This is a genomic window from Ferdinandcohnia sp. QZ13 (assembly GCF_031324165.1).
In the GTDB taxonomy this organism is placed as follows: Bacteria; Bacillota; Bacilli; order Bacillales; family Bacillaceae_L; genus Ferdinandcohnia.
Map to the genome: position 1 here is coordinate 1 of NZ_JAVIVW010000012.1, position 401 is coordinate 401.

Consider the following 401-nt stretch of genomic DNA (forward strand, 5'->3'; position numbering starts at 1 on the left):
TTGGTTAACCAATATGTACCCCTATTCTTTTATACTTGTGTGTTAATAAAATTTTAGCCCTAAAGCGTTCAAACACTCTAAATCCATAAGCATTTCGCTTTAAAACTTTGGTGGAATTATTAATTCCCTCTAGAAATCCATTTGAATATTCATAGGCAAAGCTATTTAATACTTCAACTTGCCAATTTTGTATGGTCTTTATGGCTTTAATCATCTCAGGTATCTTTGAATCCTCAATAAACTTATATAATTCTTCTAATTCTTTTTTAACCAAACTAATCTGGCTTTTTCCATTTACTTTGGCCCGTAAAAACCAAGAACGATAAGCCTCTTTGATTTCATATGCTCTTCTGAGTTCATTAGACATTTCCAAGTATCGCTCTAAATGCCAACGTTCATCC

1 protein-coding gene is annotated in these 401 nt (G+C 32.2%); it reads right to left on the reverse strand.

Features of this window, described 5'->3' with window-relative positions; all coding sequences use genetic code 11:
• Window positions 1–4: 4 nt before the first annotated feature.
• A partial coding sequence (locus RGU12_RS13610; RefSeq protein ID WP_309536583.1) for a transposase occupies window positions 5–401 on the reverse strand: 397 nt, incomplete at its 5' end.